Annotated in this window: 15 protein-coding genes and 1 tRNA gene; 4 read left to right on the top strand and 12 right to left on the bottom strand. The window is 61.7% G+C overall.

The annotated features are described in order from the left end of the window. Window positions 1–2 precede the first annotated feature (2 nt). Complete coding sequence (locus ACK1U9_RS08920) at window positions 3–1685, bottom strand: flavin monoamine oxidase family protein (protein WP_108480297.1); 1683 nt, start codon at window positions 1683–1685, stop codon at window positions 3–5. A 612-nt stretch (window positions 1686–2297) separates the two neighbouring features. Between ACK1U9_RS08920 and ACK1U9_RS08915 the strand changes: the two genes are divergently transcribed. Beyond that, window positions 2298–2588 (top strand): hypothetical protein, encoded by a 291-nt coding sequence (locus tag ACK1U9_RS08915; protein WP_108480295.1) that lies wholly within the window; start codon window positions 2298–2300, stop codon window positions 2586–2588. A gap of 13 nt (window positions 2589–2601) precedes the next feature. On the opposite strand, the gene ACK1U9_RS08910 is transcribed toward ACK1U9_RS08915, so the two are convergent. The 6 genes from ACK1U9_RS08910 to rpsU form a co-directional block, all read right to left on the bottom strand. Further along, the gene (locus ACK1U9_RS08910; protein ID WP_015268712.1) at window positions 2602–3063 is read right to left on the bottom strand and encodes an Lrp/AsnC family transcriptional regulator; all 462 of its coding nucleotides are present in this window, start codon (window positions 3061–3063) and stop codon (window positions 2602–2604) included. Between the two features lie 208 nt (window positions 3064–3271). Continuing rightward, window positions 3272–3348: transfer RNA gene (locus tag ACK1U9_RS08905), tRNA-Ile, on the bottom strand. A 16-nt stretch (window positions 3349–3364) separates the two neighbouring features. Continuing rightward, window positions 3365–7108, bottom strand: a complete 3744-nt coding sequence (locus ACK1U9_RS08900) for a bifunctional diguanylate cyclase/phosphodiesterase (RefSeq protein WP_108480294.1) — start codon at window positions 7106–7108, stop codon at window positions 3365–3367. 313 nt (window positions 7109–7421) lie between these two features. After that, window positions 7422–9272 carry an RNA polymerase sigma factor RpoD gene (gene rpoD, locus ACK1U9_RS08895; RefSeq protein ID WP_046614426.1) on the bottom strand — a complete coding sequence of 617 codons (1851 nt, stop codon included), beginning with the start codon at window positions 9270–9272 and terminating at the stop codon, window positions 7422–7424. Between the two features lie 67 nt (window positions 9273–9339). Then, the gene (gene dnaG / locus ACK1U9_RS08890; protein ID WP_046614425.1) at window positions 9340–11322 is read right to left on the bottom strand and encodes a DNA primase; all 1983 of its coding nucleotides are present in this window, start codon (window positions 11320–11322) and stop codon (window positions 9340–9342) included. 302 nt (window positions 11323–11624) lie between these two features. Further along, entirely contained in the window at window positions 11625–11840 is a 216-nt protein-coding gene (rpsU, locus tag ACK1U9_RS08885) for a 30S ribosomal protein S21 (RefSeq protein ID WP_003255575.1), read from the bottom strand. Between the two features lie 204 nt (window positions 11841–12044). On the opposite strand from rpsU, the gene tsaD reads away from it, so the two are divergent. Beyond that, a complete protein-coding gene (gene tsaD / locus ACK1U9_RS08880; RefSeq protein ID WP_025337452.1) occupies window positions 12045–13070 on the top strand; it encodes a tRNA (adenosine(37)-N6)-threonylcarbamoyltransferase complex transferase subunit TsaD in 1026 nt (341 codons plus the stop codon). Between the two features lie 3 nt (window positions 13071–13073). Here tsaD and plsY read toward each other — a convergent pair whose 3' ends face one another. After that, a complete protein-coding gene (gene plsY, locus ACK1U9_RS08875) occupies window positions 13074–13643 on the bottom strand; it encodes a glycerol-3-phosphate 1-O-acyltransferase PlsY (RefSeq protein ID WP_013970581.1) in 570 nt (189 codons plus the stop codon). A gap of 74 nt (window positions 13644–13717) precedes the next feature. On the opposite strand from plsY, the gene folB reads away from it, so the two are divergent. Then, window positions 13718–14074, top strand: a complete 357-nt coding sequence (folB, locus tag ACK1U9_RS08870; protein WP_004375185.1) for a dihydroneopterin aldolase — start codon at window positions 13718–13720, stop codon at window positions 14072–14074. Continuing rightward, window positions 14065–14574, top strand: coding sequence for a 2-amino-4-hydroxy-6-hydroxymethyldihydropteridine diphosphokinase (gene folK / locus ACK1U9_RS08865; RefSeq protein ID WP_108480293.1), 510 nt, complete (start codon window positions 14065–14067; stop codon window positions 14572–14574). Before folB ends, folK begins: the two co-directional genes overlap by 10 nt. Before the next feature lie 163 nt (window positions 14575–14737). Here folK and ACK1U9_RS08860 read toward each other — a convergent pair whose 3' ends face one another. The 4 genes from ACK1U9_RS08860 to ACK1U9_RS08845 form a co-directional block, all read right to left on the bottom strand. Continuing rightward, window positions 14738–15844 (bottom strand): multifunctional CCA addition/repair protein, encoded by a 1107-nt coding sequence (locus ACK1U9_RS08860; RefSeq protein WP_108480292.1) that lies wholly within the window; start codon window positions 15842–15844, stop codon window positions 14738–14740. A gap of 55 nt (window positions 15845–15899) precedes the next feature. Beyond that, window positions 15900–17468 (bottom strand): SpoVR family protein, encoded by a 1569-nt coding sequence (locus ACK1U9_RS08855; RefSeq protein ID WP_025337455.1) that lies wholly within the window; start codon window positions 17466–17468, stop codon window positions 15900–15902. Continuing rightward, window positions 17465–18739: a YeaH/YhbH family protein gene (locus ACK1U9_RS08850; protein WP_046614422.1), complete on the bottom strand. Its 1275-nt coding sequence runs from the start codon at window positions 18737–18739 to the stop codon at window positions 17465–17467. Before ACK1U9_RS08850 ends, ACK1U9_RS08855 begins: the two co-directional genes overlap by 4 nt. Before the next feature lie 128 nt (window positions 18740–18867). Next, the gene (locus ACK1U9_RS08845; protein ID WP_046614421.1) at window positions 18868–20790 is read right to left on the bottom strand and encodes a PrkA family serine protein kinase; all 1923 of its coding nucleotides are present in this window, start codon (window positions 20788–20790) and stop codon (window positions 18868–18870) included. Window positions 20791–20944 lie beyond the last annotated feature (154 nt).

The raw sequence follows: 20944 nt of genomic DNA, 5'->3' as shown, positions 1-20944 counted from the left end.
TCTCAGTCCGGCAGGGCGATCGGGCCGATTTCGTCGAACACGTCGCCTGGGCCGGGGTTGTCCGGGTGGGTGCGGCCGCCGAAGTGATTCATGATACCCCACACCGCATTCAGCGATGTCTGTACCGCGCCTTCCACCCAGGCCGGCGTCCACGACACATCGTCACCGGCGATGAACATGCCGCGCTGCTCGGCAGGCATGTCCTGCTGCATGAAGTGCGCGTACATGCGCTGGTTGTAGCGGTAGTGCCCAGGCAGCGCGCCCTTGAAGGCACCAAGGAAGTGCGGGTCGGCCTCCCAGGAAACGGTGATCGGGTCGCCGATGATGTGCCCGGCGATGTCGGTCTTCGGGTAGATCTTCTTCAGTGCGTCCAGGGCCAGTTGCACGCGTTTTTCCACCGGATGCGGCAGCATCTTCAGCGCATCGCTCATCCACGAGTACGACAGGCAGATCACCCCCGGCTTGTCGTTGCCGTTGTCGAACAGGTAGGTGCCACGGGTGAGGCGATCGGTGAGGGTCATGCTCATCAGGTCGCGACCGGTTTCCGGGTCCTTGTCCTTCCAGAACGGCCGGTCGACCATGACGAAGGTCTTCGACGACTGCATGTAGCGGGTGCGGTCCAGGGCCATCCACATCTTTTGCGAGAACAGCGATTCCTCGCAGTCGATCTGGGTGGTCAGCAGCCAGGTCTGGCAGGTGGCGAGCACGGCACTGTAGTGACGGGTGTCGCCCCAGTTGTCGGTGACCGCCAGGCGGCCATCGGCGGCGCGGGCGATGCGCTTGACCCCGGTACGCGGCGCGCCGCCATGCAGCCCGCTCAGGCTGGTGCCTTCCGGCCAATGCACGCAGCGTTCCGGTACATGGCGCCAGATGCCCTGCGGTACCTGCTCCACACCGCCGACCACCAGGTGTTGGTGGTCGTCGCAGTTGGTCATTACCACGCGGAAGATTTCCAGCATCGAGTTGGGGAAGTCCGAGTCCCAGCCGCCGGTGCCGAAGCCGACCTGGCCGAACACTTCGCGGTGCTGGAAGCTCAACTTGGCGAACGAGCGCGAGGTGGCGACGAAGTCGTAGAACGTGCGGTCGTCCCAAAGCGGTACCAGCCTGTTCCACAGTTCTTTCAGGCGCGGCACGTCACGGTCACGGATGGCTTGCTGGATGTCAGCGAACTGCGCACCGCTTTCCAGCGCATCGGCCCAGGCATCGGCCACTTCGTGGAACAGTTTGGGCAGGTCGGTGGGTTTTTCGGCGTAGTAGGTCTGGCCTTCCAGGTCGATCACCGTGCTGCCCGAGGCCGGGGTCAGTGGGTTGGGGAACGGTTTGGTCTCCAGGCCCAGCTTGTCCACGTAGTGGTAGAAGGCAGTGGATGACACCGGGAAGCGCATGCCACCCAGTTCGGCGATGATCCCGTCGGTGCCGTTGAAGGCTTGCGAGCGTAGCCGGCCGCCCAGCTTGGAGGCTTCGTACACCACCGGCTTGAGGCCCAGCTTCATCAGCTCGTAGGCCGCTACCAGGCCGGCGATACCGGCGCCCACGATTGCCACTTCCTCACCATGGCGCTCGGCCGGGATGCTACCCAGGCCTGCGGGGTGTTCCAGCCAGTCGTCGAAGGCGAAGGGGAAGTCCGGGCCGAAGATGGTGACGGGTTTTTTACCATCGGCTGGGTGGCGGTTTTTCTTGTTCATGAAGTGACCTTGCCAGATAGGCTGCGCAGCGGGCGGAGCCTGAGTATAGGAGATGCCTGGGGGCCATTTTAGGGGGTGTGATGTTCGTTATTAAGGCGCAGAGTGTTGTCTGAATGGATGTTGTCTCGTCGAAATGAAGCATCTTATGTGCATTACGACTAAACAGGAGATTGAGTAGTCCAGGGATGGAACCGGCCCCTGTGGGAGCGGGTTCACCCGCGAATGCGTCGGTGGATTCACTGCAGCATTCGCGGGTAAACCCGCTCCCACAGGGTCCCGTGTCGTGCTTGCCATGCGGTTGATCAGACAGGGCCTACACCCATGTCGTGAAACAGAGAATTACCCTACGCCCGCTATAGCCTCGGTCTGGCAGCGTGGGAAAGGCTTCATCGTTAACTTCACTGGGTCGCTGCAAATTCGGCGATCGGGCGTGAGAACCCGCTGATCTTTCTGGAGGCGCACTGCTATGGCAGCTGTGCGCGGGCAGGCTTTGCCTGGCCGGGTACACGCCTCCAAGTTCGCCGGTTCTCACCTCGTGCATGGCTGCCACCCAATTCCCGTGAGAAGGATGCGATTGGCCGCCGATCACCCTTGTGATTTGGAGGCTATACCATGACCAAACGCTTACCCGACCAACCCGAAAAACTGAAACCCACCGCAGAAAAAACCTTCTGCAACTGCGAATCCAGCCACCCGTCATTATTCGCCATACGCCCCGGCATCGATGCCGCAGACGCCCTGGTCCACGCCTGCCTGCTGGCCCGTGGTCTCAATCAGATCGCCACTGACTACGCCCAGCACCACGCCCCCGAGCGCAGCCGTGACATCGTCTGGTCGATGCAGCATTCCGCCGAAAGCCTTTCGGCAATTCTGGAAGGCCTGCTCGATGGCCAGGAAGCCTGACCGCCAGCCGAGTTCAGAGCGGCTGCCCGCGGTCCACCTTGCTGCTGAGAATGATCGACGTGGTGGTCTTCTCCACCCCGTCGACACTGCCGATCTGGTCGAGCAGCTGGTCCAGTTGCTCGGGCGAATCCGTACGCAGCCAGGCCACATAGTCGAACTCGCCGCTCACTGCGCACAGCTGCTGCACCTGGCCCATCGCACTCAGGCGGCGCACCACCTCCTTGCCCGAGCGCGGCTGCACCTTGATCCCCACATACGCCTGCAGCCCCCCACCCATCACTCGCTGGCCCAGGCGTACGCCATAGCCGGAGATGACCTTGTTCTTCTCCAGCCGCTCCAGGCGCGAGTTGACGGTGGTGCGGGCGATGCCCAACTGACGGGCGAGGGTGGCGACGCTTTCGCGGGCGTTTATCTGCAGCAGTGCGATCAGCTGGCGATCGATTTCATCCAGCGTGATGGAGCGGGAATCCGACATGGCGAGTCTCTACGGTTGGCCCGCTAGCCTAGCCAGCCTGCGGTAAGCAGGGCAAGGGTAGACAGTTGGCCATGCTGACGCGCCCCCGTTGTAGGAGCGGCCGTGTCGGCCTGGCCCAGGATGTAAACATCGGCCGTAGCTTTTTCATCCGGCAGAACTGCCGAAAAGAAAAAGGCCTACGTTCTGCAACGTAGGCCTTTGAGTTATCTGGTGGGCCCACACGGACTCGAACCGTGGACCAAAGGATTATGAGTCCTCTGCTCTAACCGACTGAGCTATAGGCCCTCAGTAAGTGGCCGGATTATAACGAGGGTTTCGCACCTGTGCCATCTGAAAGATCCGATAGTGCTATACGAAGAAACGTCGCTGCGAACTCGTCCGGGGGCAGGGGCAGGCTGACGATGTAGCCTTGGATCTGCTCGCAGCCTTCAGCCGCCAGGAACCGTTGCTGGGCCTGGTTCTCCACACCCTCGGCAATGATGGTCAACTGCATGCTGCGGCCCAGGGCAATGATCGCGCGGGCGATGGCGGCGTCGTGGGGGTCATCGGGCAGGCCGCGGATGAACGATTTGTCGATCTTGAGGATGTCCAGCGGCAGGCGCTTGAGGTAGCTCAGCGATGAATAACCGGTGCCGAAGTCGTCGATGGCCAGCTGCACGCCCAGTTTTTTCAACTTGTACAGCACGGCCAGGGCTTCCTCTGCCTGGCTCATGATGAAGTTTTCGGTGATTTCCAGCTGCAGGTCGCCGGCCTTGAGCTGGTAGTGCTTCAGTAACTGTTCGATGCGCCGGGCGAGGTGAGGTTGGCGCAGCTGGGCGCCGGCGAGGTTGATCGACAATGGGCCGAATGGTTCGTAGTGCAGCTTCCAGGCCTGCATCTGCCGGCAGGCCTGCTCCAATACCCAGTCGCCGATCTGGAGGATGGTGCCGTTCTCTTCCGCCAGGTGGATGAAGTGCTCTGGCGGCACTTCACCAAATATCGGGTGGCTCCAGCGAATCAGCGCTTCGGCGCCAACCAGGCTCTGGGTCTTGAGGCTTAGCTTGGGCTGGAAGCACAGGCTCAGTTCGTTGCGTTCGATGGCGCGGCGCAATTCGTGCTCCAGGGCGATGCGTTCGCTGGCCTGGGCGGTGAGGTCGAGGGTGTAGGCTTCCACGCGGTTGCGGCCCTTGGCCTTGGAGCGGTACATGGCGGCGTCGGCGTTGCGAATCAGTGTGGCAACGTCGGTGCCGTCCTGTGGATAAAGGCTGATGCCGATGCTGGCGCTGGTGAAGAACTCGTGCTCGCCGGCCTGGAACGGCGCGTTGAAGCAGGTCAGCAGCTTGTTGGCGATGGCGCTGGCGTCACTGGGTTTGTGCAAGCCGGGCAGCAGGATGATGAACTCATCGCCACCCAGGCGGGCCACGGTATCGACATCACGCACCTGCTCCTTCAGGCGTTGGGCGATGCCCTTGAGCAGCAGGTCGCCGACCGGATGGCCGAGGCTGTCGTTGATATGCTTGAAACGGTCGAGGTCGAGGAACAGTACCGCGCCCTTGCGGTTGGATACCTGCGAGCAGGTGAGCGCGGCCTGCAGGCGGTTCTCGAACAGGGCACGATTGGGTAGGCCGGTCAGCGGGTCGTGGTGGGCCTGGTAGTCGAGCTTGGCCTGTGCGTGCTTGAGGCTGGAGATGTCGGCGAACACGGCGACGAAGTGGGTAATCTCGCGTTCTCTGTTGCGCACGGCGCTGATGGTCAGCCAGCCGGGGTACAGCTCGCCGTTCTTGCGCTTGTTGTAGATCTCGCCTTGCCAGTGGCCTTCATCGGTAAGCTGGTGCCACATGGCCGCATAGAACGCGCTGTCGTGCTGGCCGGAGGCGAGCAGGCGCGGGGTCTGGCCGAGGGCTTCGATCTCGCTGTAGCCGGTAATTTCGCTGAAAGCGCGGTTGACGGCACTGATACGCTGGTCGATGTCGGTGATCAACACGCCTTCGGCGGTATTCTCGAACACGGTGGCGGCCAGTTGCAGTTTTTCCTGCATCAGGTGGCGCTCGGTGATGTCGCGGGCGATGGTCAGCATGCAGTCGTCGCCGGCAATCGGCAGCGGCCGTGCAGAAAGCTCGCAGAGGCGAATCTGCCCATCGCTGCGACGCAGGTGGCAAGTGAAGTCGCGTACGAAGCCGTCACGGTTGAGCTGTTCGACCAGGCGCTTGCGCTCGTTGAGGTCGACCCAGATGCCCAGGTCCAGTGAGGTCTGGTCGATGTTCGGGCTGAGGTCATAGCCGGTCAGGCGGCAGAAGCCTTCGTTCACTTCGAGCAGCAAGCCGTCGCTCTGGCGCGACAGCAGCAGGCCATCGGGCGAGGCATGGAAGGCCTTGGCGAATTTCTCTTCCGAGGTTTGCAGCTGTTCCTGGGTTTCCTTGAGCTGGCTGATATCGCGTACCGCCACCACCAGCGCGAGGTTGCCGTCGAGTTCGAAGGTTTCGGCCGAGGTCAGGCCGGTGAACAGTTGGCCGTTGCTGCGGCGGAAGCTCATTTCCAGGTTGCGTATACCACCTTGGTGCAGGCGTTCGAGCAGCCGCGGGCCGGCGCCTTCGACGCCCCACAGGTTCAGTTCGGTGGCGGTGCGGCCAATTACCTGGCCCGGGGTGAGGCCGATCTGTTCTTCGAAGGCTTCGTTCACCTCCAGCAGGCAGCCGTCGCTGTGGCGGGCGATCAGCAGGATGTCGGGGCACTGCTGGAACACCGAGGCGAACTTCTGCTCGGACAAGCGCAGGGCATCCTCGGTGCGCTTGGTTTCGCTGATGTCGATCATCAGGCCGCGCATCACAGGCAGATGGCCATGCTCGATCATGCTGACGATGTTGCGTACCCACAGTGGCTGGCCATCGGCCCTGATCACCCGATAGTCGAGGCTGTGATCGCGGCCGGCGGCAGTTTCGCTGTCGCAGTAGGCCTGGGCCCAGAGGGCATCCTCCGGGTGCAGGATGCTGCGCCAGAAGCCGGGCTTGAGCCAGTCGGCCAATGGGTAGCCGAGCAGGCCTTCGGCGTGGGGCGAGACGTAGCTGTAGGTGAAGTCGTTGGCGTCGGCCTCCCAGGCGATGGCGGACAGGCTCTCCACCAGGCTGCGATAGTGGTACTCGCTGCTGCGCAGTTCCTGTTCCAGGGCTATGCGCCGAGAAATTTCCGAACTGAGCCGGCGGTTGATGCGGATGACCACTGCCAGCACGGCCATCAATACCAGCACCGCCGGCAGGCCATACACCAGCAGGTCTGACCAGAACATCCGTTGGTCGACCACATTGCCCACCCAGCGTTGCTGGATCTGGCTGACTTCGGCGCTGCTCATGTCTGCCATCACTTTGTCGAGAATGCCGACCAGTTCCTTCTTGTCGCGCGGGGCGGCCATGGCCAGTTGGTAGCGGTAGGGTGTTTCGCCGCTGACGTACAGGCCATCGAGCTTGAGCTGGCGCAGGCTCCAGATGCTTGACGCGAGGTCACCGACCACGGCGTCCACTTCGTCAGTGGCCAGCGCCTGCAGAGTGGAACTGACGTTGGGCAGGGCCACCAGGTTGAGGTCTGGATGGTGGGTGCGCAGCAGTTCGTGCGGGGCGTAGTTTTCGACCACGGCAACCTTCAGGCCGTAAAGGTCGTTCAGATTGCGCGGTTGTGCGCCGCCTTTGTGGGCGAGGATGACGATGGGGAAGTCGAGGTATGGCCGGGTGAAGGCCAGGTAGGCTTGGCGCTCGGGGGTGGACATGATGCCGGGCAGCAGGTCGATGCGGCTTTCGCGTGCCTGCGTCAGTACCTCGGTCCAGCTGCTGGGTTCGACCGGTTTGAGCGTCACACCCAGGCGTTGCTGGATGGTGGCGATGTAATCGGCGGCCAAGCCCTGGTACCGGCCCTCCTGGTCGCGAAACTCGAACGGTGGCCAAGAGGCGTCTACACCCAGGCTCAGCTGCGGGTGGGCAGCCAACCAGGCTTTCTCCTCGTTTGTCAGGGTCAGGGCGCCGGCCGTTGTGTTCCATAAAATCAGGAGCAGCAACAGGATGGCCGGCATCGGGTGCATAGCGGCCTCGCATTCAGGGGGTCTGAAGTCGAGTGTAGACGGGCATTGCTGCCGGTGTGCGGTGAAGGACAGGGTCTTTGTCAGAGACAACAGGGCCTTGCGGGTGTGGTGCGGCCTGCATCGCGTTCATGGCAAGCGCGGCCCCTGTAGGAGCAGCCTTGTGCTGCGAAGTCGCCAGTTAGGCTAAAGAATCATCTTCTGTTGCAATGGACTCTTCGCAGCACAAGGCTGCTCCTGCCGAGATCTCGCCAGAATTCAGATTTTGCGCAACAGGCGGAAAAGAAAAACCCCGGCCTGGGCCGGGGTTTTGTCATCACTCGTCGAGGAAGGAGCGCAGATGCTCGCTGCGAGTCGGGTGGCGCAGTTTGCGCAACGCCTTCGCTTCGATCTGACGGATCCGCTCACGGGTCACGTCGAACTGCTTGCCCACCTCTTCGAGGGTGTGGTCGGTGTTCATGTCGATACCGAATCGCATGCGCAGCACCTTGGCTTCGCGTGCGGTCAGGCCCGATAGCACATCACGGGTGGCTTCCTTGAGGCTTTCGACCGTGGCCACGTCGATCGGGGACTGCATGGTCGAGTCCTCGATGAAGTCGCCCAGGTGCGAATCTTCGTCGTCACCGATCGGGGTTTCCATGGAGATCGGCTCTTTGGCGATCTTCAGTACCTTGCGGATCTTGTCCTCAGGCATTTCCATGCGCTCGCCCAGCTCTTCCGGGGTCGGTTCGCGACCCATTTCCTGCAGCATCTGGCGGGAAATACGGTTGAGCTTGTTGATCGTCTCGATCATGTGCACCGGAATACGGATGGTGCGCGCCTGGTCGGCGATCGAACGGGTGATCGCCTGGCGGATCCACCACGTGGCGTAGGTCGAGAACTTGTAACCGCGACGGTATTCGAACTTGTCCACCGCTTTCATCAAGCCGATGTTGCCTTCCTGGATCAGGTCGAGGAACTGCAGGCCACGGTTGGTGTACTTCTTGGCGATGGAGATAACCAGACGCAGGTTCGCCTCGACCATTTCTTTCTTGGCGCGGCGGGCCTTGGCTTCACCGATCGACATGCGACGGTTGATTTCCTTGATCTCGGCAACGGTCAGGCCGGTTTCGGTCTCAAGGTCGATCAGCTTCTGCTGGCAAGCGACGATGGCAGCGTCCTTTTCACCCAGGGCGGCAGCCCACTTGGTGTTGCGCTTGGCCAGGTCACCGCTCCAGGTCTGGTCGGTTTCGTTGCTCGGGAACATGCGCAGGAAGTCGGCACGCGGCATGCGGGCGTCACGCACGCACAGCTGCATGATGGCGCGTTCCTGCTGGCGCAGGCGGTTCAAGGCGTCACGAACACGCTCTACCAGTACCTCGAACTGCTTCGGTACCAGCTTGATCGGCATGAACAGGTCGGCCAGAGCCTGCAGGGCTTCGATGCTTTCCTTGTGGGCGCGACCGTTCTTCTTCAGGACCTTGTTGGTGGCCTGGAGCTGGTCGTTGACCGCACCGAAACGCTGGCGAGCGACTTCCGGGTCCGGGCCGCTCTCGGCCTCTTCCTCGTCGTCACCACTTTCGGATTCTTCCTCGTCGTCGTCGGATTCTTCCTTCGCGGCGGCGGCCTTGGTGCCCGGGATCGGCACTTCTTCGGTCGGCGCGGCGATATTGTCGTCAGGGTCGATGTAACCGCTGAGAACGTCCGACAGACGGCCACCTTCGCTGGTGACGCGGTCATATTCGCCGAGAATGTAGTCGACAGTGCCCGGGAAGTGAGCGATGGCGCCCATGACTTCACGGATGCCTTCCTCGATACGCTTGGCGATTTCGATCTCGCCTTCGCGGGTCAGCAGCTCGACGGTACCCATTTCGCGCATGTACATGCGCACCGGGTCGGTCGTGCGGCCGATATCGGTTTCAACTGCCGCCAACGCAGCAGCGGCTTCTTCGGCCGCGGCTTCGTCGGTGTCGGCTTCCGCCAACAGAAGGGCATCCGCATCCGGAGCACTCTCGAATACGTTGATCCCCATGTCGTTGATCATGCGGATGATGTCTTCCACCTGTTCCGGATCTGAAATATCCTCAGGCAGGTGGTCGTTGACCTCCGCGTAAGTCAGGTAGCCCTGCTCACGACCGCGGGTGATCAACTCTTTGATACGAGACTGCTGTTGCGCTTTTCCGGACATAACACCCTATCCACTGAAGGTCTTGGCGGGCAAAAAACAAGCCGAGGATTATACCCGAGCATGGGCCTCACGCGCCAGATGAGGTCGGCGTTTGTGCGGGAACATTCCGGCTCAGCAGGGCGAGGAGCTGGGTTTTTTCCTCGCTGGTCAATTCGCTTTGACGTGATTTCCTGAGCAGTTGTTCCAGGCTGCGCTCGCGTTGGCGGGCGGACAAGCTAGTTATAGTGTCGAAAAACTGTTGTTCAAGGTTGTCGGCCACGATCAGCCATTCCTTTTCCGCCAAGGCCCGCAGCAGGCGCCCTTGTTCGGTGCCGTGCCAACGTGCGATCAACTGCATTGAGCTTAGCCCAGGATTTTTCTGCGCGGCTTCGATCAGTGCCACCAGCAGCTGGCTGTACAGGTGTTCTTCGTCGGCGAAGTGGCTGGCATCTTCCACCTTGCCGGCCAGCAGCGGGTGGTGCAGCAGCGTGCGCAGGGCGGCCAGGGTGGGTGGCTCGACCGGGGCCGGTACCCGTGGTGGCGCTTCGTCACGTTGCTGCCATGGCTTGCCACCCTTGCGGTTCTTGTCCCAGGGTTTGTCGCTCCACTGCTTCTTGCCAGTGGCCTTGTTCGGCTTCCACTCCTGTTCCTGATGAACGGGGGCGAAGTCGTGCTGCGGCATGTCGCCGTAGTCGGGGGTGTAGCTGGCCATGGCGTCGTAATCGTAGCCAGGGTCGTAGCCCGGCACGCTGCTGGCGGCCGGGGCGTGTTGCGCCAGTTGCTCGACCTGCTGCGGGTCGAGGCCGGTGATTTCCTTCAGGCGGTTGCGCATCAGTTGGCGCAGGTTGGCGCCGGGAATCTTTTCGATCAGTGGTGCGGCCAGGGTCGCCATGTGCGCCTTGCCTTCCAGCGAGCGTGGGTCGGCTTCGACGCCTAGTTGCTCGAAGAAGTAATCGGCCAGCGGCTGGGCGTGCTGGTTGATGCGGGCCATGAATGCATCGGTGCCTTCGGCGCGTACCAGGCTGTCCGGGTCTTCGCCTTCGGGCAGGAACAGGAAGCGCGCGCGGCGGCCGTCCTGCAGGTTCGACAGGGTTGATTCCAGGGCGCGCCAGGCGGCCTTGCGCCCGGCCTGGTCGCCATCGAAGCAGAACAGCACGCTGGGTACCACGCGGAACAGGCGCTTGAGGTGTTCTTCGCTGGTGGCGGTGCCGAGCGTGGCCACGGCGTTGCGCAGGCCCTGCTGGGCCAGGGCAATGACGTCCATGTAGCCCTCGACGACGATGATTTCGTCAAGGTTGCGGTTGTGCTTGCGTGCCTCGTACAGACCGTACAGTTCCTGGCCCTTGTGGAACACCGGCGTTTCCGGGGAGTTCAAGTACTTGGGCTTGTCGTCGCCGAGCACCCGGCCACCGAAGGCGATGATGCGCCCGCGGCTGTCGCGGATCGGGAACATCACCCGGTCGCGGAAGCGGTCGTAGCGCTTGCCGCTTTCGGCGTTCTCGATCAGCAGGCCGGCATCGATCATCACCTTCTGCTGCAGGGTATCGGCACCCAGGTGTTTGAGCAGGTTGTCCCAGCCTGGCGGGGCGAAGCCCAGGCCAAAGTCACGGGCGATTTCCCCGGACAGGCCACGGCCCTTGAGGTAGTCCACCGCCGCCTTGCGGGTCGGGTGGCTGCGCAGGGCTTGACGATAGAACTCGGAGGCCGCTTCCAGCAGCGGGTACAGCGGCGAGTCGGTTGGCTGGCGTGGCTTGTGGTCGCGGCGGCCTTGCTCGCGGGGCACTTCCATGCCGGCGGCGCGGGCCAGCTCCTCGACGGCCTGGGGGAAGTCCAGGTTGTCGTGGTCCATGACGAAGCCCAGGGCGTTGCCGCCGGCACCGCAGCCGAAGCAGTAGTAGAACTGCTTGTCGGGGCTGACCGTGAAGGAAGGGGTCTTCTCCTTGTGGAACGGGCAGCAGGCGGAATAGTTCTTGCCGGTTTTTTTCAGCTGGACGCGCGAACTCACCACGTCGACAATGTCGAGGCGGTTGATAAGGTCGTCAATGAAACTCTGGGGAATCAGCCCGGCCATGGCAGTCTCGTCATCTGGCAGCTGGCAAGTCTAATCGCTCACGCGCCGAATGGGGCGAGTGCCGCTTGGGAAAGTGCGAGGGAATGTGTGCTCGTCGCCAGCCCCTGAGGGCCCGTCAGTCGGACGTGCACGTCTGGTCATACAGCAAGGGGGACCAGCTCTGACGTTTCAGGCAGGTTGCCCATGTGCAGTTCGCATGAAGCTTGTGCAGGGCCTTGAGCTAGCTGCTCAAGTTTGAATCGACCACTGCCATCGCCCGGCGGTTAGCCGGGCAGGCAGAAGCTTTGCGTAGAACGTCTGTATTAGTACAGACGAACGGCGCGGCGCTGTTCGCGCTGAACTTTCTTGGCGTGACGCTTAACAGCAGCAGCTGCTTTGCGCTTACGCTCGGCGGTCGGCTTCTCGTAAAACTCGCGGCTACGAACTTCAGCCAGTACACCGGCTTTTTCGCAGGAGCGCTTGAAACGACGCAGAGCTACGTCGAAGGGTTCGTTCTCTTTAACTTTGACGGCTGGCATCCAGGGCTACCTTAATTCATTACCGGGGTAGACGTGCTCCTGGCAAAACAAAGGTGTGCTGGAGAACGTCGGTTTTCAAGGGTTGCGGATGTTAACCCTTAGCAAGCCGGAATGCAAAGCCTCTGATCGAAAACCGCTGGTCGGCATCCGACACGGGGACTATCATGCGCGGCTTCGAATTCAGCCCCCACAAGGGACGAACCCATGCTAGTACTGGGATTGGAAACATCCTGCGACGAAACTGGCGTCGCATTATACGACAGCGAACGCGGTTTGTTGGCCGACGCGCTGTTCAGCCAGATCGACCTGCACCGCGTGTTCGGCGGCGTGGTGCCAGAGCTTGCCTCGCGTGACCACGTCAAGCGCATGCTGCCACTCATCCGCCAGGTGCTTGACGAGGCCGGTTGCGTGGCTACCGAGATCGATGCCATCGCCTATACCGCGGGCCCAGGCCTGGTAGGGGCCCTGCTGGTGGGGGCCTCCTGCGCCCAGGCGCTGGCCTTTGCCTGGGACATCCCGGCAATTGGCGTACACCACATGGAAGGCCACCTGCTGGCCCCCATGCTGGAAGAAAACCCACCGGAGTTTCCGTTCGTCGCTTTGTTGGTTTCCGGCGGTCACACCCAGCTGGTGCGGGTTGATGGCATCGGCCAGTACGAACTGCTGGGCGAGAGCCTGGACGACGCCGCCGGCGAAGCGTTCGACAAGACCGCCAAGCTGATCGGCCTGAACTACCCCGGTGGCCCGGAAATCGCCCGCCTGGCCGAGCGCGGCGTGCCTGGCCGCTTCGTGTTCCCGCGGCCGATGACCGATCGCCCGGGGCTGGAGTTCAGCTTCAGCGGCCTGAAAACCTTTGCCCTGAACACCTGGCAGCAGTGCCGCGATGCCGGCGACGACAGTGAGCAAACCCGTTGCGACCTGTCCCTGGCATTCCAGCAGGCGGTGGTGGAGACTCTGACCATCAAGTGCAAGCGGGCGTTGAAGCAGACTGGCCTCAAGCGCCTGGTCATTGCCGGTGGCGTCAGCGCCAACAAGGCCCTGCGTGCGTCCCTCGAAGACATGCTCGGCAGCATCAAGGGCAACGTGTACTACGCGCGCCCGCAGTTCTGTACCGACAACGGCGCGATGATCGCCTATGCCGGCTGCCAGCGGTTGTTGGCCGGGCAAAAGCAGGACCTGGCGATCAGCGTGCAGGCACGCTGGCCGATGGAGCAGTTGCCGCCGGTTTAAGCGTTAGAAGTGCCGTTCGCGGCCGGCGAACAGGTCGCGCAGGTTGCTGCGGTGACGCCATACGATCATCGCCGTCAGCACGGTGATCGGCAGCAGGGCCTCTGGCTCGCGCCAGGCCAGCAATGGCAAGGTCAGCGGTGTGGCGATCAGCGCCGCCAGCGAGCTGGTGCGGGTGAGGTAGAAGGTCAGCAGCCAGGCGCCGATGGCCAGTAGCGCGGCCGGGAAGTACAAGGCCATGAGCATGCCGGCGGCGGTTGCCACGCCCTTGCCGCCCTGGAAGCGGAAGTACAGCGGGAACAGGTGGCCCAGCACTGCGCACACGCCTACCCAGGCCTGTGCGTGCAGGTCCAGCCCGGCACCGCGGGCAAGCAATACCGGCAACAGGCCCTTGCACAGGTCGCCAAGCAGGGTCAGGATCGCCAGCTTGCGGCCTGCCAGGCGTAGCATGTTGGTGGCGCCGGCATTGCCTGAACCGCTGGAACGCGGGTCCGGGCTGCCCGTGAGGCGGCTTAGGACGATGGCGAAGGACAGCGAGCCGAGCAGGTAGGCGAGCAACGCCAGTAACCAAAACATGCTAACTATTCCGGGCGAGGACGCCCTGATTCTAACGGCGCCAGTCGCCCTTGTCGTGCTGTGGAGAGAAGTGCTTGGACAGAGTGTTCATCGAAGGCCTGGAAGTCGATACCGTCATCGGTGCCTATGACTGGGAGCGGGATATTCGCCAGTGCTTGCGCCTGGACCTGAGCTTCGCCTGGGACAACCGCCCGGCTGCGGCCGGTGACGACCTGAACCTGGCGCTGGACTATGCCAGTGTGTCGGCGCGCATCCAGGCGTTTGCCGAACAGGCCCGTTTCGAGTTGGTGGAAACCTTCGCCGAGCGCCTGGTGGCGACGTTGATGGAAGAGTTCCACATTCCATGGGTGCGGTTGAAACTGACCAAGCCGGGTGCGGTGCCGGCGGCCCGTGGTGGTGTTGGCGTGGAGATCGAGCGCGGATGTCTCTGAGCACGGTTTACCTGGGCCTTGGCAGCAATATCGACCGCGAGGTGCATTTGTGCGCCGGGCTCGATGCGTTGGCAGGCATCCTGACCGACATGCGCTGTTCGCCGGCGTTCGAAAGCCAGGCGGTGGGAATCAAGAGTGGGCCGTTCATCAACTTCGTGGTGACCGGGCAGACTGAGTTGCCATTGATCGAACTGGACCGCCGGCTGAAGTTCATCGAGGCCGATAATGGCCGCTATGCCCCGGACCGCAAGGGCCTACCGCTGGATATCGACGTGCTGATGTATGACGGCCTGCACGGCACGTTCGATGGGTTGGTGTTGCCTCGGGCCGAGATCCTGAAGAACGCCTTTGTGCTTTGGCCGCTGTCGCTGCTGGCGCCGGAGCTGGTGCATCCGGGGGTAGGCAAGACAATGGCGCAGTTGTGGCAGGAGGCGCGGATCGAGCAGGTGTTGGCTCCGGTTGCCTTTGAGTGGCGTGGGTTGCAGCTGACTCCCGCGTAAGCCTGCACCGGCCCTTTCGCGGCTAAAGCCGCTCCCACAGGGGGCGCACAACATTGGGCATCATGCGATCCATGCAGGAAAAGTTGAATTCTTCGCGGGCATGTCCGCTCAGGCTCACGCAGTCCCTGTGGGAGTGGTTTCAGCCGCGAAGGGGCGGGTATCTTCAACCGAGCTTGTAAGCCTCGAGCGCTTTCAGCCGCTCACCTTTGAGCGCCTCTCCCAGGGCCTGGCCGGTCAGCCCTGTCAGCACCAACGGTTTCACATCCACCGCCCGCGCCGCCGCCGCAGCCCCTCGCAGGTAGTCGGCCTGTGGATAACCCGCTTTGCCCTCGCCTAGCGCTGTCATCTCGCAAGCGATCAGGAAGTCTTCGAACCGTTGTGGCCGTCGGTACACATCGAACTTCTGCAACAGCTCCAGCAGTGCCGTGGCAGGCAGCTCCTGCGCCTGGTTGCCCAGCTTCAGGCATTCACCCGTCAACAACGCCAGCTCCTGGCATTCCCGTGGCGCCTTCAGGCGCTGGTTGACGGCTTTGATAGCGGCCGGTGTCAGCGACTGCAGCAGGCAGGCCCAGCGTACCTGCAGGGTCTGTTCGTGCATGGCCGCCTGTTCCAGCGCCGCCAGGGCCTTGGGGGTGTCATCAAACTCTGGCAGCAGCTCCCGCAGTGCCCCACAAGCATGCAGCACCTGGAAGAACACCTGCGGCTGCGCCTCCATCAGCGCCCGCTCGATTTCCTTCCAACTGCGCTCGGCGGTCAGCGCCTGCAGTTCGCCAGAAGCACTGATCTGGCGCATCAGTTCCAGTGTCTCATCGGCAACCCGAAAACCCAGCGGCGCGTAACGTGCAGCAAAGCGCGCAACACGCAGCACGCGCAATGGATCTTCGGCGAATGCCGGCGAAACATGGCGCAAAAGGCGCTGATCGAGATCGTCCTGGCCATGATAGGGGTCGTACACCGTACCCATCTCGTCCTCGGCCATCGCATTGATGGTCAGGTCACGGCGGATCAGGTCTTCCTCCAGGGTCACATCGGGGCTGGCGTGGAAGGTAAATCCGCCATAGCCGCGCCCGCTCTTTCGCTCGGTGCGGGCAAGGGCATATTCCTCGCCGGTTTTCGGGTGCAGGAACACCGGGAAATCAGCGCCGACCGGGCGAAAGCCCTTGGCGTGCATTTCCTCGACCGTGGCGCCGACCACCAGCCAGTCGATATCACTGACAGGGCGACCGAGCAGGCGGTCGCGCACGGCGCCGCCAACTTTGTAGATGTGCATGTGCAGCTCTCCATAACTGCCGACAGGATACCCTGTCGGCACTCATGGCGTGGCACTAGAGGTGGTGGATGACAGCCAGATCCATGCGGCCGTAGTCGGCGCTTTCACCGTGCTCGCCGCGTGGTGGCATGTGATGGGTCTTCATCACCTGCTCGCCCTGAACGGTTTCCAGATGGATGTCGAAGCCCCACAGGCGGTGCAGGTGCTTGAGCACTTCATCGGTAGAATCGCCCAGCGGTTTGCGGTTGTGTTGCTGGTGACGCAAGGTCAGCGAGCGGTCGCCGCGGCGGTCGACGCTCCAGATCTGCACGTTCGGTTCACGGTTGCCCAGGTTGTACTGCGCCGCCAGCAGTTCGCGAATCGTCCTGTAGCCGGCCTCGTCGTGGATGGCAGGTACATACAGGTCGTCGCGCTGGTCGTCATCGAGGATGCTGAACAGCTTCAGATCGCGCATGACCTTCGGCGACAGGTACTGCAGGATGAAGCTCTCGTCCTTGAAGCTGCTCATGGCGAACTTGATGGTAGAAAGCCAGTCACTGCCAGCAATGTCGGGGAACCAGCGGCGATCTTCTTCGGTCGGGTTCTCGCACATGCGGCGGATGTCGGTGTACATCGCAAAGCCCAGTGCGTAGGGGTTGATGCCGTTGTAATAGGGGCTGTCGAAGCCGGGCTGGAACACCACGCTGGTGTGTGACTGCAGGAACTCCATCATGAAGCCTTCGGTGATCAGCCCCTCGTCATACAGGTCGTTCATCAGTGTGTAGTGCCAGAACGTCGCCCAGCCTTCGTTCATCACTTGGGTTTGGCGCTGTGGGTAGAAATACTGTGCGATCTTGCGCACGATGCGCACCACTTCACGCTGCCAAGGTTCCAGCAGTGGGGCGTTCTTTTCGATGAAATACAGGATGTTTTCCTGCGGTTCGGCAGGGAAGCGCGCATCATCGCGCTCGTTACCCTTGTCAGCGCTTTTCGGAATGGTGCGCCACAGGTCATTGATTTGCCGCTGCAAGTGCTCCTCGCGCTCCTTCTGCCGCCGCCGCTCCTCTTCGGCGGAAATCGGATAAGGCCGCTTGTAACGGTCGACGCCGTAATTCATCAGGGCATGGCAGGAGTCGATCAGGTCTTCCACTGCATCGATGCCATGGCGCTCTTCACATTGGGCGATGTACTGCTTGGCGAAGACAAGGTAGTCGATGATCGAGCTGGCGTCGGTCCAGGTGCGGAACAGATAGTTGCCCTTGAAGAAACTGTTATGGCCGTAGCAGGCATGGGCAATCACCAGTGCCTGCATGCACATGGTGTTTTCTTCCATCAGGTAGGCGATGCACGGGTCCGAGTTGATCACGATCTCGTAGGCCAGGCCCATCTGGCCACGGCTGTAGGATTTCTCCGTGCTGAGGAACTGCTTGCCGTAGGACCAGTGGTGGTAACCCAGCGGCATGCCGACCGAGGCGTAGGCGTCCATCATCTGCTCGGCGGTGATCACCTCGATCTGGTTGGGGTAGGTGTCCAGGGCGTAACGCTCGGCCAGGCGGCTGATTTCCCGGTCGTAGGTCTGGATCAGTTCGAACGTCCACTCGGACCCGGTGGAAATTGGTTGGCGTCTCTGTGCTCTGGCGGTCATGTGGCTAACCTGCGCTGGAAGAGTTCACGGAAGACCGGGTAGATATCGCCGGCCGATACCAACTGCTGCTGGGCGAACGTGTCGGGAAAGGCTTCGCCGATGCGCTCGTATTCGTACCACAGCGCCTGGTGTTCACGAGGGGTGATTTCAACGTAAGTGTAGTACTGCACATGCGGCATGATCTGCTTGGCCAGGATGTCGCGGCAGATCGGCGAGTCGTCGTTCCAGTTGTCGCCGTCGGAGGCTTGGGCGGCGTAGATGTTCCAGTCGCTGGCCGGGTAGCGTTCGGCCATGACCTCCTGCATCAGCTTGAGCGCGCTGGAAACGATGGTGCCGCCGGTCTCCCGCGAATAGAAGAATTCTTCCTCATCGACTTCACGGGCGCTGGTGTGGTGGCGGATGAACACCACTTCGATGCGCTCGTAGTTACGCTTGAGGAAGAGGTACAGCAGGATGAAAAAACGCTTGGCGATATCCTTGGTGGCCTGGGTCATCGAGCCAGATACGTCCATCAGGCAGAACATCACCGCCTTGGAGCTGGGGTTGGGCTGCTTGACCAGCAGGTTGTACTTGAGGTCGAAGGTGTCGAGGAAGGGCAGGCGGTTGATGCGTGCCTTCAGGCGTTCGATCTCGTGTTCGACTTCCTGGATATCGGTGAAGTTGTCTGGTTCCTCGACCTTCAGGCGGGCGAGTTCCTTCTGTGCCTCGCGCAGCAGTGCGCGGCTGCTGCCGGTCAGGGCGATGCGCCGGGCATGGGCTGAACGCAGGGTGCGCACGATGTTGATGCGTGACGGGTTGCCTTCGTTGGCGATACCGGCGCGCACGGTCTTGAAGGTATCGGCCCCGGTCAGGTGACGTTTGACCAGGTTGGGCAGTTCGAGGTCCTCGAACATGAACTCCAGGAATTCTTCCTGGGTAATCTGGAAGACGAAGTCGTCCATGCCCTCGCCGGAGTTGCCGGCCTTGCCGCGGCCGCTGCCACCGCCTCCGCCGCCTTGCGGCCTGGGGATGTGTTCACCGGCGGTGAACTCCTTGTTGCCTGGGTGCACGATGGTCTGTTTGCCCCCGCGACCATGGTGCAGCACCGGTTCGTCGATATCGCGCCCTGGAATGCTGATCTGCTCGCCATGTTCCATGTCCATGATGGAACGGCGGCTTACCGCCTCTTCGACGGCCTTCTTGATATGTTCGCGGTACCGCCGCAGGAAGCGCTGGCGGTTGACCGTGCTCTTGTTCTTGCCGTTCAGGCGTCGATCTATAACGTAGCTCATGGCCCCTCCGGTAGCTGGGAACAGCTGCACGCTTCAAGCTACGAGCTGCTGCACGTAATGGCAGCAAAGCAGCTTCCGCCGCCCAAGGCTGGCAGCAGCCTTGGGCGTGCGGTGGGTAGCTTGTCGCTTTATTGCGATTTCCTGACCCGCAGGTACCATTCCGACAGCAGACGAACCTGTTTGTCGGTGTAACCACGCTCCACCATACGCGTGACGAAGTCGTTGTGTTTCTGTTGGTCCTCCTTGCTTGCCTTGGCGTTGAAGCTGATGACCGGTAGCAGGTCTTCGGTGTTGGAGAACATTTTCTTCTCGATCACCACCCGCAGCTTTTCGTAGCTCAGCCAGCTCGGATTCTTGCCATTGTTGTTGGCACGGGCGCGCAATACGAAGTTGACGATTTCGTTGCGGAAATCTTTCGGGTTGCTGATGCCGGCCGGCTTCTCGATCTTCTCCAGTTCTTCATTGAGGGCGATACGGTTGAGGATTTCGCCGGTTTCCGGATCGCGGTATTCCTGGTCCTGGATCCAGAAGTCTGCGTACAGCACGTAGCGGTCGAAGATGTTCTGGCCGTATTCGCTGTAGGACTCGAGGTAGGCAGTCTGGATTTCCTTGCCGATGAACTCGATGTAGCGCGGGGCCAGGTACTCCTTCAGGTAGCGCAGGTAGCGTTCCCGCACTTCGGCCGGGAACTGTTCCTGCTCGATCTGCTGCTCCAGCACATACAGCAGGTGAACCGGGTTGGCTGCCACTTCATGTGGGTCGAAGTTGAACACCTTGGACAGGATCTTGAACGCGAAGCGGGTCGACAGGCCGTTCATGCCCTCATCGACGCCGGCGGCATCTCGGTATTCCTGGATCGACTTGGCCTTCGGATCGGTGTCCTTGAGGTTTTCCCCATCGTACACCCGCATCTTCGAATAGATGTTGGAGTTTTCCGGCTCTTTCAGGCGCGACAGTACGGTGAACTGGGCGAGCATCTTCAGCGTGTCTGGAGCACAGTGGGCCTTGGCCAGCGAGCTGTTGATCAGCAGCTTGTCGTAGATCTTGATTTCGTCGCTGACGCGCAGGCAGTACGGCACCTTGACGATGTAGATCCGGTCGATGAACGCCTCGTTGTTCTTGTTGTTGCGGAAGGTGTGCCACTCCGATTCGTTGGAGTGGGCCAGCAGAATCCCGGAGTAGGGGATGGCGCCGAGGCCTTCGGTACTGTTGTAGTTGCCCTCCTGGGTGGCGGTGAGCAGCGGGTGCAGGACCTTGATCGGTGCCTTGAACATCTCGACGAATTCCATCAGGCCCTGGTTGGCCCGGCACAGCGCGCCCGAATAGGCATAGGCATCGGCGTCGTTCTGCGGGAATTCCTCGAGTTTGCGGATATCCACCTTGCCGACCAGGGCCGAAATGTCCTGGTTGTTCTCGTCGCCGGGTTCGGTCTTGGCGATGGCGACCTGGTTGAGGATCGACGGGTACAGCTTCACCACCTTGAACTTGCTGATGTCGCCGCCGAATTCCTGCAGGCGCTTGGTAGCCCAGGGCGACATGATGGTGTTCAGGTAGCGCCGCGGGATGCCGTACTCTTCCTCGAGAATGGCCCCGTCTTCGGTGGCGTTGAACAGCCCCAGTGGCGACTCGAATACCGGCGAGCCCTTGATGGCGTAGAACGGTACCTTTTCCATCAGCTGCTTGAGTTTTTCGGCCAGCGACGATTTACCGCCGCCCACCGGGCCCAGCAGATAGAGGATCTGTTTCTTTTCCTCCAGGCCTTGGGCGGCGTGGCGGAAGTAGGACACGATCTGGTCGATGCACTCTTCCATGCCATGGAAGTCGGCAAAGGCCGGATAGCGGCGGATAACCTTGTTGGAAAAGATTCGCGACAGTCTGGAATTGGTTGAGGTGTCGATCAGCTCCGGCTCACCGATGGCCAGCAACAGCCGTTCGGCCGCCGATGCGTAGGCACTGCGATCCTCTTTGCACAGCTCGAGGTACTCCTGCAGCGAGAGTTCTTCCTGGCGCGTAGACTCGAAACGTTGTTGGAAGTGGCTAAAAATACTCATGACGTCACCTCGCTCGATACGTGGAGACGACGCCGGATCAGTCAGCTGATGCTGGCATGCAACCGGGGTTGCCGATTGCTGTATACCCCCCAGAACACCTTGTAACGCTACCGATGACCCGCACGCCGGTGTACCGGCTCTCCCCTTTTTCTGG

This window comes from Pseudomonas sp. XP1, from assembly GCF_053557675.1.
This window is presented reverse-complemented; position numbering and strand designations above follow the sequence as displayed.

Excerpts from the sequence above, each read along its gene's own strand:
- ACK1U9_RS08920 (WP_108480297.1), bottom strand. The coding sequence starts at position 1,685 with ATGAACAAGAAAAACCGCCACCCAGCCGATGGTAAAAAACCCGTCACC.
- ACK1U9_RS08915 (WP_108480295.1), top strand. The coding sequence starts at position 2,298 with ATGACCAAACGCTTACCCGACCAACCCGAAAAACTGAAACCCACCGCA.
- ACK1U9_RS08910 (WP_015268712.1), bottom strand. The coding sequence starts at position 3,063 with ATGTCGGATTCCCGCTCCATCACGCTGGATGAAATCGATCGCCAGCTG.
- ACK1U9_RS08900 (WP_108480294.1), bottom strand. The coding sequence starts at position 7,108 with ATGCACCCGATGCCGGCCATCCTGTTGCTGCTCCTGATTTTATGGAAC.
- rpoD (WP_046614426.1), bottom strand. The coding sequence starts at position 9,272 with ATGTCCGGAAAAGCGCAACAGCAGTCTCGTATCAAAGAGTTGATCACC.
- dnaG (WP_046614425.1), bottom strand. The coding sequence starts at position 11,322 with ATGGCCGGGCTGATTCCCCAGAGTTTCATTGACGACCTTATCAACCGC.
- rpsU (WP_003255575.1), bottom strand. The coding sequence starts at position 11,840 with ATGCCAGCCGTCAAAGTTAAAGAGAACGAACCCTTCGACGTAGCTCTG.
- tsaD (WP_025337452.1), top strand. The coding sequence starts at position 12,045 with ATGCTAGTACTGGGATTGGAAACATCCTGCGACGAAACTGGCGTCGCA.
- plsY (WP_013970581.1), bottom strand. The coding sequence starts at position 13,643 with ATGTTTTGGTTACTGGCGTTGCTCGCCTACCTGCTCGGCTCGCTGTCC.
- folK (WP_108480293.1), top strand. The coding sequence starts at position 14,065 with ATGTCTCTGAGCACGGTTTACCTGGGCCTTGGCAGCAATATCGACCGC.
- ACK1U9_RS08860 (WP_108480292.1), bottom strand. The coding sequence starts at position 15,844 with ATGCACATCTACAAAGTTGGCGGCGCCGTGCGCGACCGCCTGCTCGGT.
- ACK1U9_RS08855 (WP_025337455.1), bottom strand. The coding sequence starts at position 17,468 with ATGACCGCCAGAGCACAGAGACGCCAACCAATTTCCACCGGGTCCGAG.
- ACK1U9_RS08850 (WP_046614422.1), bottom strand. The coding sequence starts at position 18,739 with ATGAGCTACGTTATAGATCGACGCCTGAACGGCAAGAACAAGAGCACG.
- ACK1U9_RS08845 (WP_046614421.1), bottom strand. The coding sequence starts at position 20,790 with ATGAGTATTTTTAGCCACTTCCAACAACGTTTCGAGTCTACGCGCCAG.